Genomic DNA, 14,705 nt, shown 5'->3' on the forward strand with positions numbered 1-14,705 from the left:
CCCCCGAATCTCCCGACGCCGCCGATCCTCTGGAGCTACGGCTCCTCACGCCATCCCTCCCACTCCCCCACGAACTCGTCCAGCTCCTTCGGTTCCAGCCGCCCCGACGCGTCCCGCAGCACCACGAGCCACTGCGCGTCCTCCGCATCGTCCTCACCGGCCAGCGCGTCCCGTACGAGCTGTGGCTCCTCGTCGAGGCCGAACCGGTCACGCAGCGCCTCCACCACGTCCTCGGCGGCATCACGGTCGGGCAGTACCAGCACATGTCTCACATCGCTCACGGAGACATTTTCCGCTACGCCGAGCCCCGCCCGGCCCGGCCCGCCAAGGCAGGCAGCCCCGAAGCACGGTTCATTCACCTCCGCCGGGATGCCGGACGGTCGGCACACCGGACAGCTCGACCCCGAACCGCTCCCGGTACACGGACAGCACCTCACCGTCCGCCCCCAGCTCCCGCACGTCCCGCTTCCCACCGGGTGTCGTCACCGTGAGCGTGCGTCCGCTGAGCGTGATCCTCCCTCCGTCCTCCGTCACCCGCGAACAGACCGGCGCCCGCGTGAAGTGCGACTCCGGCGAGGTGCTGTGCCACCAGGCCCCGGCCACGAAGTCACCCAGCACCCGGGGGCGCAGCTCAAGCCGGTACTGCCTGCTGCCGTCCCGGACCACGTCCAGGTCACCCGAGTCCGAGTCCGAACCCGCCTCCCCGTCCGCCCCGCCGCCCCGGACCCCGGCCCCGTCCGGCCCCGCCTCGACGACGCGGAACGTACCGCCCGGATCCTCCTGTTCGCGCCGCTGCCCCATCGCCAGCGGGTAGTGGCTGTGCGCCCCGAAGCCCACGTCTGCCAGCCAGTCGCCCCCGTCCACCGTCCGCACCCGCAACGCGAGATGGTCGTACGGGATACCGAGCCGCTCCTCGTCGCCGTAGACCCGCCCCGCGAGCAGCGTGACGTCGAAGCCCAGTGCCGTGAGCAACGCCCCGAAGACGCCGTTGAGTTCGTAGCAGAACCCGCCCCGACGGGCGCCCACCACCTTGTCGAGCAGCCGTTCCTCCTCCAGCACGATCTCCTCCCCGAGATGGATCGAGAGGTTCTCGAAGGGCACCGCCACCAGATGGCGCAGATGCAGCTCACGCAGCACGTCGAGCGTGGGCCACGCCGGACGCTCGGCGCCCAGCCGGCGGAGGTAGGCATCAGCCTGTGCGGAGTTCATAGCCTCAGTCTCCCGCCACCCCTAGCTACCTGGCCCCCTAGTCTCCCGCGACCCGTAGCTCCCTGACCTCAGTCTCCCGCGACCCGTAGCTCCCCGGCCTCAGTCTCTCGCCACCGCCACCGCCACCGCCAGCTCCCGGCCCGCGCCGACGACCGCCAGCGCCCCGTCCTGGTCTGTGCGCAGCACCACCGCACCGCCCTCCCTGAGCGCCGCCACCGTGCTGGGCGCGGGATGCCCATAGGTGTTGTCGGCGCCGCACGAGATGAGCGCGAGCCTCGGGGCCGCCGCCCGTATGAGGTCCGGGTCCTGATACGCCGACCCGTGATGGGCGACCTTCAGGACGTCCACGGAACGCAGCTCCGCAGCCGCCGGCGATCTCAACAGCGCTCGCTGGGCCGGGGGTTCGAGGTCCCCGAGGAGCAGCAGGCGCAGCCCGGCCGACCGTACGAGCAGCGTGACACTGGCGTCGTTCGCACCCTCCGGCTCGGGTGCCGGGGTCGGCTGCGGCCACAGCACATCCCAGTCGAGGTCCCCCGTCCGCCGCCGCTCACCGGCGACGGCACGCGTCACCGGGATGCCCCGGGCCGCCGCCTCTCTCCGTACGAACTCGGCCTGGTCCTCGGGCTCTTCGAACCCCGTCGTCTCGATCGCGCCCACCGAGCGCCCGCGCAGTACGCCGGGCAGCCCCGCGACATGGTCCGCGTGAAAGTGGGTGAGGATCACCAGGGGGACCTTGGTGATACCGAGTTCGCGCAGGCAACGGTCGACCAGTACCGGGTCGGGTCCGGCGTCCACGACCACACCGGTGCCCGCGCCCGCCGCGAGCACGGTCGCGTCCCCCTGACCCACGTCACACATCGCAAACTTCCAACCCGGCGGCGGCCAGCCCGTGATCACCCTGGCCAGCGGCGCCGGCCGGACCACCACCAGGAGCAACAGCACCACGCAGGCCGCGCACCACCACGGATGCCTCAGCAGCCGCGCGCCGACGAGCACGACCAGGACCGCACAGAGGCCCAGCAGCACTGCGCCCGTCCAGCTCCCCGGCCAGTCCACCCCCGCGCCGGGCAGCGCCGCCCCCGTACGGGCGATGTCCGCGATCCACCCCGCGGGCCAACTCGCACCCCAGGCCAGCGCCTTGGCCACCGGCATCGCCACCGGTGCCGCGGCCAGCGCCCCGAAGCCCAGCACCGTGGCCGGGGCGACGGCGAACTCCGCGAGCAGGTTGCACGGCACCGCCACCAGGCTCACCCGCGCCGACAGCACGGCCACGACCGGCGCGCACACGGCCTGCGCGGCACCGGCCGCTGCCAGTGCCTCGGCCAGCCTCGGCGGCACCCCGCGCCTGCGCAACGCCGGGCTCCAGCGCGGCGCGAGGGTGAGGAGAGCGCCGGTGGCTAGGACGGAGAGCAGGAAGCCGTAACTCCGGGCCAGCCAGGGGTCGTACAGCACCAGCAGCAGAACGGCGGTCGCCAGTGCCGGGATCAGCGAGCGGCGGCGTCCGGTCGCGAGGGCGAGCAGCGCGACGGATCCGCAGGCCGCGGCCCGCAGCACACTCGGGTCGGGTCTGCACACGACGACGAATCCCAGGGTGAGGGCGCCGCCGAGCAGGGCGGTCGCCCGGAGGGGGATGCCTAGACGGGGTGCGAGTCCTCGTCGCTCGACCTGCTGGGCGAGGGCGGGCGGGCCGATGAGCAGGGCAAGGAGGATGGTGAAGTTCGCCCCGCTGACGGCCATCAAATGCGTGAGGTCGGTCTCCTTGAACGCCTGGTCCAGCTCGGGCGTGACGCGTGAGGTGTCTCCGACGACCAGCCCGGGCAGGAGGGCCCGCGCATCCGCCGGCAGCCCGGCGGTGGCGTCCCGCAGTCCGGCACGCAATCGCCCCGCGAACCGCTGGGCCGCCGACGGTTCCCCCACCACCTCCGGCGCCGCCCGGTCCCGTACCCGCAGCACGGCCGCGACCCGGTCGCCGCCCATCAGCGCGGGCACGAGCCGGCCGGTCACCCGTAACCGTGTGGACGGCAGCAGCCCCAGCCAGGGTGAACGCTCCGGCCCACCCGAGGCCCGGGGTGCCTGCCGGAACGGCCCCGTCCTCGTCGGCTTCGCGCCCGCGTCGACGGTCACGAGCACAGGCGTCCGCGTCGCCACCATGTCCCCGTCCGACTCCTCGACGCGCAGGACATCGGCGTCGAGGAGTACGGCGGCCGGCGCGGCATGGGCGCCCTGGATCCGGGGCCGGGTGAGCCGTGGATCGGAGGTGACCTCCAACTCGGCCGTCACACCGGCGTACTGGCGTGCCAGCTCCGGCACCGGCCCTCGCCGCAGATCGGCCCCGTGCAGCCCCGCGGAGAGGGCCGCCGCGGCGACACAGAGCAGCACGGCAGCCACGGAGACCCGCGACCAGCGACCCCAACGGGCCTGTCCCACCGGCGCGGAACGACGCACGAGCAGGAGCGCTCCGGCGACGACCGAACAGACCACCGCGACGCCGGTGACCCGGCCGAGCGAGACGTCCAGTGCCAGTGCCGCCGTCGCCCAGGCCGCCAGTGCGGGCGGCACCAGCCGTAGGTCCGTCGGCCCCTCCTGGCGGGGATTGGCATCTCCCAGCCGTTTCCCCGAGGCAGCGTGCACGGGCCGCCGCGCACGAGGGGCTCGACCGGCGGGCGCGGCCTGGTCGCCGGGCGTGCGGGACTCCCCGCACCCGGTGCGGGACTCCCCGTACATGGTGCCGGGCTCGACGTACCCGGTGCCGGACGCCGCGGGCCCGGGCGGACCACCGGACGCGTGAGGTACCGGGCTCATGGCTGCACGAGGTTCCGCAGGTCGGCGAAGCGTCGTTCGCCGATGCCGTTCACGTCACGCAGTTCGTCCACGGACCGGAATCCGCCGTGCTGGGTGCGATAGTCGACGATGTGCTGCGCCAGCACAGGACCGACCCCCGGCAACGTGTCGAGCTGATCCACGGTGGCCGTGTTCAAGGGAACCGGCGCCGCAGGCCCAGCACCCGCCCCGCCCACCCCCACGCCACCCGCACCGACCGCGCCGCCACCGACCACCCCTGCCCCGGGCACGGCTCCGCCGACCACCACCTGTTCGCCGTCCACGAGGAACCGCGCACGGTTGAGCCCCTCGGTCTTCGTACCGGGACGCACCCCACCCGCGGCCCGCAACGCGTCGGCAACCCTGGACCCCGCCGGCAGTTGCTGGATCCCGGGCTCGCGCACCTTGCCGCTGACGTCCACCACGATCTGGGCCGCCGCTGCTCCCGCGACAGCCCGTGGACTGGCCGCGACACTCGCCCGCACCGCCCCGAACGGAGCTGCCGCCCGAACCACCTCCGGCGCCTGAACGGACTGCGTCCGCCCCGTCCAGAAGTGCTGCCCGGCAAGCACCGCGGCGGCGACCAGCACCACCGTGAGCGCCACCACGCTCCGCCGCTCAAGACCACACCGCGCCTGCAACCACACCGGCATCCGCTCCCGCAACGCGAACCCGGCCCGCTCCTGCCAACCCCCAGCAGCCCGACCACCACCGCTACCGCCACCGACGCTGACACTGCTACTGGCTCCAACACCAGCACTGACACCTGCTCCGGCTCCTGCTCCCGCTCGGGCTCCGACTCCGACTCCGACTCCGACTCCCGCTCCCGCTCCGGCTCCGGCTCCGGCTCCGGCTCCAACATCGCCTCCGCCACTGACACCCGCTCCGGCATCAGCACCGCCATTGGCGCCGCCACCAGTACCAACACCGCCAGCAGCACCCACAGCGACGCCTCCGCCGCTGTCGCCCTCCACGCCCACACCAGGGTCATCCCTGCTGTCGCCGCCGCCCCCTCCACCAGAACCCCCACGCCCGACCGCCGACCTGGCGAACCGCGCCCTCTCCCCGCCGTCCGCAGCCCTCGCATCCCGCTCCGTGCCCGGCGGCCCGTTCCCCAACTCCCGTCGTTCCAGCGCCCGTTCGCCGAAAAGCACCTCCGCCCGGCGGCGGAGTTCATCGGCCGACGCCTGATGCTGTCGGGCCCGGCTGCGGGGGCGGCGGTGGCCGTGGCGGACGCGGCCGTCGGACATCGGGCCGCGGCCCGGGCCGCTGGTCGGAGTGGTTGCGCGGGAACGTGATCGAAGTGCCATGCGCCGAGGATGGAGCAATCCACCCCACCCGCGATGATCTTGCTCAATTCCGGTGGATTACCGGCCGGTTGTGGATAACTCCGTCACCCACACGAGTTCCACGCTCCGGCCCAAAGCCCCGCAGGGACCCTCACCGAGGCGAAATGACCACACCCAACAGCCCAGGCCCCGTGTGCGCCCCGATCACCGCCCCCACCTCGCTGACGTGCAGCTCGGCCAGGCCCGGCACCCGTGCACGCAAGCGGTCCGCGAGGGCGGCTGCCCGGTCGGGGGCGGCCAGATGGTGGACGGCGATGTCGACCTGCGCACCGCCGGCCCGGTCGGCGACGATCTCCTCCAGGCGGGCGATGGCCTTGGACGCCGTCCGTACCTTCTCCAGCAGCTCGATACGGCCGCCGTCCAGCTGCAGCAGCGGCTTCACGGCGAGGGCGGAGCCCAGCAGAGCCTGCGCGGCGCCTATCCGGCCGCCGCGGCGCAGATAGTCGAGGGTGTCGACGTAGAAGTACGCGGCCGTACCCGCTGCCCGCTTCTCCGCGGCCGTGACGGCCTCGTCCACCGTGCCGCCCGCCTCCGCCGACTCGGCCGCGGCCAACGCGCAGAACCCGAGGGCCATCGCGACCACGCCGGTGTCCACCACCCGCACGGGCACCGGCGCCTCACGGGCCGCCAGGACCGCGGCGTCGTACGTGCCCGAGAACTCGGCGGACAGGTGCAGCGAGACGATGCCGGTGGCGCCGGACTCGGCGATCTTGCGGTAGGTCTCCGCGAAGAGCTGGGGGCTGGGGCGCGAGGTGGTGACGGACCGGCGCTTCTGGAGCGCCTGGGCCAGGGATCGGGCCGAGATCTCGGTGCCTTCTTCGAGGGCCCTATCACCGAGGACCACGGTCAGCGGCACCGCGATGATGCCGTGGCGCTCCATCGTCCGTGGCGGCAGGTAGGCCGTTGAATCGGTGACGATCGCGACATGGCGGGACATGAGCTGGAGGTTACCTGCCGTAGCGCGTGGGCGGCAGCCCGCCCCTTCCACCTGCGTCGGGGCCGGAGTCCGCCCGGCGGATCAAGTCGTGTTCTCGGGACGGGGTTTCTTCTGCCAGGGGTAGGTGGGCTGCTGGACCGGCGGGGTGATGGCGGGCCTGGTCGGTTCGGCGGCGCGGCGCGCGTCGGGGTTGTCCGGCCAGGTCTGCTGGTCCGCGGCGCCGTCGGCCGGCGGAGCCTCGGGCCACGGCGGCGGCGCGGGGGTGGACGTCGGCGTGGGCTCCGCTGTCGTCCAGTGGCGCAGGGCGCCCGCCTCGACGTCTATCTGGGTCCTCAGGGAGTCCAGGTCGTCGTCCGCGAACCGGGTTGCCCGGTCCCGGGCCGCCCAGCGCAGCGAGTCGGCCGCCTGCGTGATGTGATCGGTGCGCTCGCGCAGGCCGGGCAGTCGTGAGGCGAGCGTCGCCCGGTCGGGCTCGGACTCCAGCCGTTTGAGTTCGGCGTCCAGTTCGTGGCCGTGGCTGCTGAGCCGCTCGAAGAGGCCGAGGGACTCCTTGAGGGACTCGTCCTCGGACACGCCCGCGTGCAGCGCGTCCTGCGTGGAACGCATCGATGTACGCAGCTTGAGCCTGAGCTGGGCCACCTCGCCGGCCGGCCCGAGCTGGGCGAAGCTCTTGGCGCGCAGCGTGGTGTCCTCGACCGTGCGGCGGGCCTGCGAGATCGTGCGGTCCACGCCCCTCTTGGCGGCGCCGACCACCTTCACCGTGGCGTACACGCCCAGCACCACGAACAGCAGAAAGAGCAGGGCGACAACTGCGACAGCGGCTTCCACGACGCTCCTCCTCCTAAAAGTCGCGGCCATCGAGCCGCTCTTCAACGGTAAACGCAAAGGGCAGGCCCGGAGTTCCAAAAGAACCCCGAACCTGCCCGTAGGGGACTACCCCGAGCGGCCCGGACGGGACCGCCCACGTCTACGCCGGAACGATGTTGACCAGCTTCGGCGCCCGCACGATGACCTTGCGGATCCCCGCGCCGGCCAGCGCCTCCACGACCTTGTCGTCGCCCAGCGCCACCTTCTCCAGCTCGTCGTCGGAGATCGACGGCGAGACCTCCAGGCGTGCCTTGACCTTGCCCTTGATCTGCACGACGCAGGTCACGGTCTCGTCCACGACGTACGCGGGATCGGCGACCGGGAAGTCCTGGTGGACGACCGAGTCGGTGTGGCCCAGCCTGCGCCACAGTTCCTCGGCGATGTGCGGGGCCAGCGGCGCGACCAGCAGTACCAGGGCCTCGGCGACCGGGCGCGCGACCGGGCCGCCCGTCTTGGTCAGGTAGTTGTTCAGCTCGGTGACCTTGGCGATGGCGGTGTTGAACCGCAGGCCCTCCAGGTCCTGGCCTACGCCGTCGATCGCCTTGTGCAGGGCACGCAGTGTCGCCTCGTCGGCCCCGGTGTCGACGACGGTGACCTCACCGCTGTCCTCGTCGACGACGTTGCGCCACAGCCGCTGCAGCAGCCGGTACTGGCCCACCACCGCGCGCGTGTCCCACGGCCGCGACACGTCCAGGGGGCCCATCGCCATCTCGTACAGGCGCAGAGTGTCCGCCCCGTACTCGGCGCTGATCTCGTCCGGAGTGACCGCGTTCTTCAGGGACTTGCCCATCTTGCCCAGCAGCCGTGAGACCTTCTCGCCCTGGTAGAAGTAGGCGCCGTCGCGCTCCTCCACCTCGTTGGCAGGTACGGCGATGCCGCGGCTGTCGCGGTACACGAAGGCCTGGATCATGCCCTGGTTGTACAGCTTGTGGAACGGCTCGACCGAGGAGACGTGCCCCAGGTCGAACAGCACCTTGGACCAGAAGCGCGCGTACAGCAGGTGCAGCACGGCGTGCTCGGCGCCGCCGACGTACAGATCGACGCCGCCGTGGGGCTGGCCCTCGCGGGGGCCCATCCAGTACTGCTCGATGGCCGGGTCGACCAGCTTCTCGCTGTTGTGCGGGTCCAGGTAGCGCAGCTCGTACCAGCAGGAACCGGCCCAGTTGGGCATGGTGTTGGTCTCGCGGCGGTACTTCTGCGGCCCGCGGCCGTCGCCCAGGTCCAGGGTGACGTTGACCCAGTCCGCGTTGCGGGACAGCGGGGTCTCCGGGGAGGTGTCCGCGTCGTCCGCGTCGAAGGTGCGCGGCGAGTAGTCCTCGACCTCCGGCAGCTCCAGGGGCAGCATCGACTCGGGCAGCGAGTGGGCGACGCCGTCCTCGTCGTAGACGATCGGGAAGGGCTCGCCCCAGTAGCGCTGGCGGCTGAACAGCCAGTCGCGCAGCCGGAAGTTGACGGTGCCGCGGCCGATGCCCTTGCGCTCCAGCCACTCGGTGATGCGCGCCTTGGCGTCGACGATGCTCAGCCCGTCCAGCGAGATGTCACCGTTGGCCGAGTTGATGATCTTCGCGTCGTGCGCCCCGAAGGCACTCTCCCACGTCGAGGTGTCGGTGCCGCGTCCGTCGGTCGGCTCGACGATGCAGGGGATCGACAGTTCGAAGGCGCGTGCGAACTCGAAGTCGCGCTGGTCGCCCGCGGGGACGGCCATGATCGCGCCGGTGCCGTAGCCCATCAGGACGTAGTCGGCGATGAAGACGGGGATCTGCTCGCCGTTGACCGGGTTGGTCGCGTACGAGCCGATGAACACACCGGTCTTGTCCTTGGCCTCGGCCTGCCGCTCGACGTCGGACTTCGAGGCGGCCTGGGCGCGGTAGGCGGCGACAGCCTCGGCGGGCGTCGCGTGGCCGCCCGTCCAGACGTCGTGGGTGCCCTCGGGCCAGCTCGCCGGGGTGAACTTCTCGACCAGCGGGTGCTCGGGCGCCAGGACCATGTAGCTCGCGCCGAACAGGGTGTCCGGGCGAGTGGTGAAGACCGTGATGGCCTCGCCGTCCACGGGGAAGTCGACACGGGCGCCCTCGGAGCGGCCGATCCAGTTGCGCTGCTGCAGCTTGATGGCCTCGGGCCAGTCCAGCGCGTCCAGGTCGTTCAGCAGCCGGTCGGCATAGGCGGTGATGCGCATGTTCCACTGGCGCAGCTTGGCCTTGAACACGGGGAAGTTGCCGCGCTCGGAACGGCCGTCCGCGGTGACCTCCTCGTTCGCCAGTACGGTGCCCAGTCCCGGACACCAGTTGACAGGCGCCTCGGAGGCGTACGCCAGGCGGTACTCGCCCAGGATGTCGGCGCGCTCGGTGGCGGTCAGCTGGTTCCACGCGCGCGCGTGGTCACCGGGTACGGCACGCTCGCCGCTCTCGAACTGGGCGATCAGGGCGGCGATCGGGCGGGCCTTGTCCGCCTCCTCGTCGTACCAGGAGTTGAAGATCTGCAGGAAGATCCACTGGGTCCACTTGTAGTAGTCCGGGTCGATCGTGGCGAACGAGCGGCGCTTGTCGTGGCCCAGGCCCAGCCGGCGCAGCTGGACCTTCATGTTCTCGATGTTGGCCTCGGTGGACACCCGCGGATGCGTGCCGGTCTGCACCGCGTACTGCTCGGCGGGCAGGCCGAAGGCGTCGAAGCCCAGGGTGTGCAGGACGTTGTGGCCGGTCATGCGCTGGAAGCGGGCGAACACGTCGGTCGCGATGTAGCCCAGCGGGTGGCCGACGTGCAGGCCCGCACCGGAGGGGTACGGGAACATGTCCATGATGAACTTCTTGGGCTTGGCGGCCAGTTCGGGGTCGCCCGCCAGGTCGCCGCTCGCGTTGGGGGCGGCGTACGTGCCCTCGGCGTCCCAGAAGTCCTGCCAGCGTGCCTCGATGTCGGCCGCCATGACGGCCGTGTAGCGGTGCGGCGCTGCCACCTCGGCGGCAGCGGGGTTCGTCTCGCTCATGATCCTCAAAGCTCCATCGATCGTCTCTGCCAGCGGCTCGGAAATGAAAAATCCCCTCGCACAGGAGGGGACGCCGCGCTGATGCCGACCACGATTCGTCAGCGGTCGGGACTGATCAGCGCGGCTCGCTAAGCAGAAGGCGTACGGCACGCATGGCGTCAGGGTACCGCAGCGGTCGAGCGCGCCGCGACGGAGTTCCCGGGGCACGCGGCACCGGGTGCCACATCCGGGGAGGGCCCACGCAGGACCCCCACGGGACCCACACACAACTCCCCCACGACCCCCCAATGGCTCTCCCGCGACCCGGCAGGCACGTGAATCGCCACACAGCAAACCCTGAACCAGGTTCAATAATTACTTCGCGTAACAACCCCTAAGGGACATCACAACGGCCTCACAGGCCTTTGGTAACAGCGCAATAACTCAAACCTCGTACTCCTCGGTATGTCTCGACTTAGAGTTCGACGCGGGACCGCCTTCCCGAACCGCTCGGAGTTGCCCCCATGAACCCTCGTAGTAACAGTTCGCTTCCCAGGACCGGACGTTCGGCCTATGGGATGGCGACGGCTGCCGTGCTGCTGCTCATACCCGTGATCGTGGTGGTCGGAGGTGACCAACTCCAGGACTTCCTGAACTTCGGGGCCGGCGTGCTGTCACTGGTCTCCCTCTCCTGCTCGGTGATCTGGGGCCTGGTCGCGACCGACCGGGTCTTCCTGAACACCCGCCAGCGGTTGATCGCGCAGGCCGTGCACCGGACGACCGCCGTCGCCTCGGTCGCCTTCCTGCTGCTGCACGTCTCGGTCAAGCTGGCGCTCGACCATGTCTCGGTGGTCGGCGCGCTGATCCCCTTCAGCCTCGGCGTCACCGGCACCGCGGGCCTCATCGGCATGGGCTCCATGGCCGGCCTGCTCATGATCTTCACGGCCGTCACCGGCGCGCTGCGCGGCCAGTTCGCCTCCCCGGCGCCGGTCGCGGCCCGCTGGCGCGCGATGCACATGCTGGCCTACCCGGCCTGGTGCTTCGCGCTGGTCCACGGCCTGTACGCGGGCCGCGAGGCGCAGCCGATCTTCGTGATCCTCTACAGCCTGTGCCTGGTCGCGGTCATCGCGGCCCTGGCACTGCGCTCGGCGCCCCGCCCGTTCAAGCGCAAGGTGGCCGCCCAGATCATGGCGATCCTGGGGACCCAGGAGCGGTACGGCCGCGAGGACCTGGACGCGAGCCGCGCCCGGATCGGCGAGTCCGCCCTGCCGGGCTACGAGAACCAGTCCGCGGGCAGGTCCACGCGCGGCGGGGACCCGGCAATGCCCCCGCAGCGCAACGCGCCCACCGGATCGCCGCTCTACGACGCCCAGGGCAGCCGCACCATGACCCCGGACGCGGAGCCCGCGAACGGCTTCGCAGCCGCCTACCGGGCGGTGACACCCCCGCGCGCGCAGGACTCGTTCATGGACCAGACGGCCCGCATGGACATACCGAGCACCGAGGCGATGCCGCGCATGGACGGCAGCACGTCGGGCAGCTGGCCGGTCCCGTCCCCGCCGCCCGTCGGCGAGGCGCCCCAGTCGGCGTACGACCCCATGGCCGACACCGGATACAACATCCCGGCCTATGGCAATCCGGGCACAGCCGCGTACGGCACGAGTGATGTGTACGACACCGGTGAGTCGAATGCCGCCTACGGCACGTACAACGCGAACGACACGTACAACAGCGGTCCCGCCACTGATACAAACCCCGGTGCTTCCTACGATTTCGACGCACCGGGCTCGGGCGAACCTTGGAACGCGCCTTCCGGAGGCTATAAGTGAACGAGGCCCTGCCCGACGTACCCGAAGTCCGCGTGGTCGGGCTTCCCCAGCTCACGTCGGGTTTCGACCTCGTCGAAAGACTGGACCTGCCCATGCACCTGAAGGTGCACGGGCCGCTCGAACCGATGGGCGGAGAGCAGCTCGCACAGCTCTCCGAGCGCATCTCCCTGAAGGGCCGCGGCGGTGCGGGCTTCCCCTTCCACAAGAAGCTGCGGTCGGTCGCCGAGTCGGCGATCCGCCGCGGTGTGCGACCGGTCGTCGTCGTCAACGCGAGCGAGGACGAGCCCGCCTGCCGCAAGGACACGGTGCTGGTCAACCGTGCCCCGCACCTGATCCTGGACGGCGCCCTGCTGTGCGCGGAGGCCATGGGCGCCCGCACCCTCGTCATCGGGGTGACACGTGAATCCACGCAGCGCTCCATGGAGGCGGCGCTCGCCGAGCGCGGCCTCAACAACGGCCGCCGCTCGGCCCTGCGCGCGCGCGTGCAGCGCAATCCGATCCGGATGGTCACCGGCGCCGCCGCCTCCCTGATCCGTTCCATCGACGGCGGCCCGGCGATCCCGCCCGGCCGCAAGGTCAGCGCCTCCCAGACCGGCGTCGGCGGCGCACCCACCCTGCTGTCCAACGCCGAGACGTACGCCCAACTCGCGATCGCCGCCCGCATCGGCGCCGAGCGCTACTGCAACACCGGTCTGTACGACGAACCGGGCACCGTCATGCTCACGGTCTCCGGCGCGGTCGCCCGCCCCATGGTGATCGAGGTGCCGACAGGCGTGCCGCTGCGGTACGTCCTCCAGCTCGCCGGCGCCCCGCCGGTCCCGCAGGGTGTGTTGACCGGCGGCTACCACGGCAAGTGGATCGACTCGGCGACGGTCAACGAGGCGATCGTCTCGCGCAACTCCCTTGACGCGGTGGGCGGTGCGCTCGGCGCCGGCGCGATCCTGCCGATCAGCCAGGACACCTGCCCGCTGGGCGAGTCGCTGCGTGTGGCCCAGTGGCTGGCCGAGGAGAGTGCGGGCCAGTGCGGCCCCTGCTATCTCGGTCTGCCGGCCGCGGCGCGCGGCATGGAGGACATCCTCAACGGCGGCGGGCCGGCCGCCCTGGAGGCGGTCAAGCAGGTCGCCAAGTCCGTGAAGCGGCGCGGTGCCTGCTCACATCCGGACGGCTCGGCGATGTTCCTGGAATCGACCCTCAAGGCGTTCACGGACGACCTGGCCGCCCATGTCCTCGGAAACGGCTGCGGAAGGCCCGTAGAGGGCGTTCTGCCGCTCTTCGAGGGCGGCCAGACGCCCACGGGCCTCCCGGGCGGTCAGACGGACGAGGAGAACGGCCCCAGCCGCCAGAAGATCTTCGTCGACTGGACGCTGTGCCGGGGCCACGGCCTGTGCGCCGACATCCTCCCGGAGGTCTTCGAACTCGGCGCCGACGGCTTCCCGACCGTCGCGCAGGCCAAGGTGCCCCGCTACGCGGAGGCGAAGGCGCTGCGCGCGGTGCGCCGCTGCCCGGCGCTGGCCCTGCGCATCGAGGAGGACACCAGGACCTCGGCCCCCGACCGCCTGCCGGTCCTGTCCCAGCGCGGCGGCCGGGGCCGCCGCGCCCTCGGCAGCGGTCGCTGAGACACGCAGAACGCAGCACGTACGACGGCGGGCCACCCGATCTCCGGGTGGCCCGCCGTCGTACGTCCTCCACACGCCGAAGGCGGGCCATCCTGATCGGATGACCCGCCTTCAACTTCTGTGGAGCTAAGGAGAATTGAACTCCTGACCTCCTGCATGCCATGCAGGCGCTCTACCAACTGAGCTATAGCCCCTTGCGTTCTTCCGCCGGGTCTCCCCGGCGGCGACGCCAACATTACCGGTCCCCCCGGTGCAGCACCAAATCGTTTCCCGGGTCAGGCCGTGACGAACGAGTAGAAGCGTTTGAGGGTGCAGTGCTCCTCGAGGAGCCGTCCGTAGATCGGCTCGCCCTCCAGCTCACGGTAGGTCTCGATCGGGTCGCCTTTTATGATCAGCGCCCGCGCACATTCCTCGCACCAGTACTGGTAGTCGTGGTTGACCGGCTCCATGTCACGGACGATCGGCGTACCACTGCCGCACCAGTCGCATTTCCTCCTGTGTGCACCCATCGATCAGCTCCAGCTGTGGCCGCAGGCCGTGCACACGTAGGAAATTCCACCGTTGTCGCCGAGAACCTGGGCGACCAGGCCGGAACCGCAGAAAGGGCAGCTGAGGCGGGTGGCCCTGTCCCGTAGGACCGCCGCACCAGGGAGGTGACCGACCTCCCTGAGGATGCTCGCAGGCATCGCAACTCCCTCCCGTCGGGCCGCGCCCCCTTCCGGCCGTTTGATTCTGCCACGGACGGACCGATACGGTCAGCGACGCCTTCGTACCAGTCCGGACACGGCACCCGCCGCAGCCGTCGCGGCCAGCGCGAACGTGCACATAAGAAGAGCTTCCGCAGAGGTATACGCCTGCGGGCCCCCAAGTGACTCAAGCCGGTTCGAGAAGAGTGTGAGGGCGGGATCACAGGCACCCGCGAACCCGGCCTGAGCGGAGGCGCGTTGCCGCGGGAGCGGTGCACAAAAAATCCCGCCCCCTGGAGGGAGCGGGACCTTCGTCAACCGATCTTCGACTGTGGAGCTAAGGAGAATTGAACTCCTGACCTCCTGCATGCCATGCAGGCGCTCTACCAACTGAGCTATAGCCCCTTGCGCCACGCGGCGTTAGCCGCATGGT

10 protein-coding genes and 2 tRNA genes are annotated in these 14,705 nt (G+C 71.1%); 2 read left to right on the plus strand and 10 right to left on the minus strand.

Annotation, left to right across the window (positions count from 1 at the left end):
• Positions 1-35: 35 nt before the first annotated feature.
• From ACH4TV_RS04895 to leuS, 7 genes are all read right to left on the minus strand, one after another.
• On the minus strand, positions 36-281 hold the full coding sequence (locus ACH4TV_RS04895) for a hypothetical protein (RefSeq protein WP_398394251.1): 246 nt from the start codon (positions 279-281) through the stop codon (positions 36-38).
• Between the two features lie 70 nt (positions 282-351).
• Complete coding sequence (locus ACH4TV_RS04900; RefSeq protein WP_398394252.1) at positions 352-1,209, minus strand: arylamine N-acetyltransferase; 858 nt, start codon at positions 1,207-1,209, stop codon at positions 352-354.
• Positions 1,210-1,308: 99 nt separating this feature from the next.
• On the minus strand, positions 1,309-3,840 hold the full coding sequence (locus tag ACH4TV_RS04905; protein WP_398395361.1) for a ComEC/Rec2 family competence protein: 2,532 nt from the start codon (positions 3,838-3,840) through the stop codon (positions 1,309-1,311).
• A gap of 167 nt (positions 3,841-4,007) precedes the next feature.
• The gene (locus ACH4TV_RS04910) at positions 4,008-4,973 is read right to left on the minus strand and encodes a helix-hairpin-helix domain-containing protein (RefSeq protein ID WP_398394254.1); all 966 of its coding nucleotides are present in this window, start codon (positions 4,971-4,973) and stop codon (positions 4,008-4,010) included.
• A gap of 496 nt (positions 4,974-5,469) precedes the next feature.
• Positions 5,470-6,315, minus strand: coding sequence for a DegV family protein (locus ACH4TV_RS04915; RefSeq protein WP_398394256.1), 846 nt, complete (start codon positions 6,313-6,315; stop codon positions 5,470-5,472).
• A gap of 81 nt (positions 6,316-6,396) precedes the next feature.
• Positions 6,397-7,143: a hypothetical protein gene (locus tag ACH4TV_RS04920; RefSeq protein WP_398394258.1), complete on the minus strand. Its 747-nt coding sequence runs from the start codon at positions 7,141-7,143 to the stop codon at positions 6,397-6,399.
• 139 nt (positions 7,144-7,282) lie between these two features.
• Complete coding sequence (gene leuS, locus ACH4TV_RS04925) at positions 7,283-10,162, minus strand: leucine--tRNA ligase (RefSeq protein ID WP_398394259.1); 2,880 nt, start codon at positions 10,160-10,162, stop codon at positions 7,283-7,285.
• Between the two features lie 503 nt (positions 10,163-10,665).
• Between leuS and ACH4TV_RS04930 the strand changes: the two genes are divergently transcribed.
• Together ACH4TV_RS04930 and ACH4TV_RS04935 are read left to right on the plus strand one after the other, a co-directional pair.
• A complete protein-coding gene (locus ACH4TV_RS04930; RefSeq protein ID WP_398394261.1) occupies positions 10,666-11,970 on the plus strand; it encodes a cytochrome b/b6 domain-containing protein in 1,305 nt (434 codons plus the stop codon).
• Positions 11,967-13,586, plus strand: coding sequence for an NADH-ubiquinone oxidoreductase-F iron-sulfur binding region domain-containing protein (locus tag ACH4TV_RS04935; protein WP_398394262.1), 1,620 nt, complete (start codon positions 11,967-11,969; stop codon positions 13,584-13,586). Before ACH4TV_RS04930 ends, ACH4TV_RS04935 begins: the two co-directional genes overlap by 4 nt.
• Before the next feature lie 121 nt (positions 13,587-13,707).
• Here the strand turns inward: ACH4TV_RS04935 and ACH4TV_RS04940 are convergent.
• From ACH4TV_RS04940 to ACH4TV_RS04950, 3 genes are all read right to left on the minus strand, one after another.
• Positions 13,708-13,780: transfer RNA gene (locus tag ACH4TV_RS04940), tRNA-Ala, on the minus strand.
• An 81-nt stretch (positions 13,781-13,861) separates the two neighbouring features.
• Positions 13,862-14,095: a hypothetical protein gene (locus tag ACH4TV_RS04945; RefSeq protein ID WP_044472114.1), complete on the minus strand. Its 234-nt coding sequence runs from the start codon at positions 14,093-14,095 to the stop codon at positions 13,862-13,864.
• Between the two features lie 509 nt (positions 14,096-14,604).
• Positions 14,605-14,677 (minus strand) — tRNA-Ala (locus ACH4TV_RS04950).
• Positions 14,678-14,705: the final 28 nt, after the last annotated feature.

Origin of the sequence: Streptomyces sp. NPDC020898 (genome assembly GCF_044333925.1) — a bacterium.
In the GTDB taxonomy this organism is placed as follows: Bacteria; Actinomycetota; Actinomycetes; order Streptomycetales; family Streptomycetaceae; genus Streptomyces.

Coding starts and splice junctions, on each gene's coding strand:
- ACH4TV_RS04930 (WP_398394261.1), top strand. CDS start 10,666: ATGAACCCTCGTAGTAACAGTTCGCTTCCCAGGACCGGACGTTCGGCC.
- ACH4TV_RS04945 (WP_044472114.1), bottom strand. CDS start 14,095: ATGGGTGCACACAGGAGGAAATGCGACTGGTGCGGCAGTGGTACGCCG.
- leuS (WP_398394259.1), bottom strand. CDS start 10,162: ATGAGCGAGACGAACCCCGCTGCCGCCGAGGTGGCAGCGCCGCACCGC.
- ACH4TV_RS04900 (WP_398394252.1), bottom strand. CDS start 1,209: ATGAACTCCGCACAGGCTGATGCCTACCTCCGCCGGCTGGGCGCCGAG.
- ACH4TV_RS04915 (WP_398394256.1), bottom strand. CDS start 6,315: ATGTCCCGCCATGTCGCGATCGTCACCGATTCAACGGCCTACCTGCCG.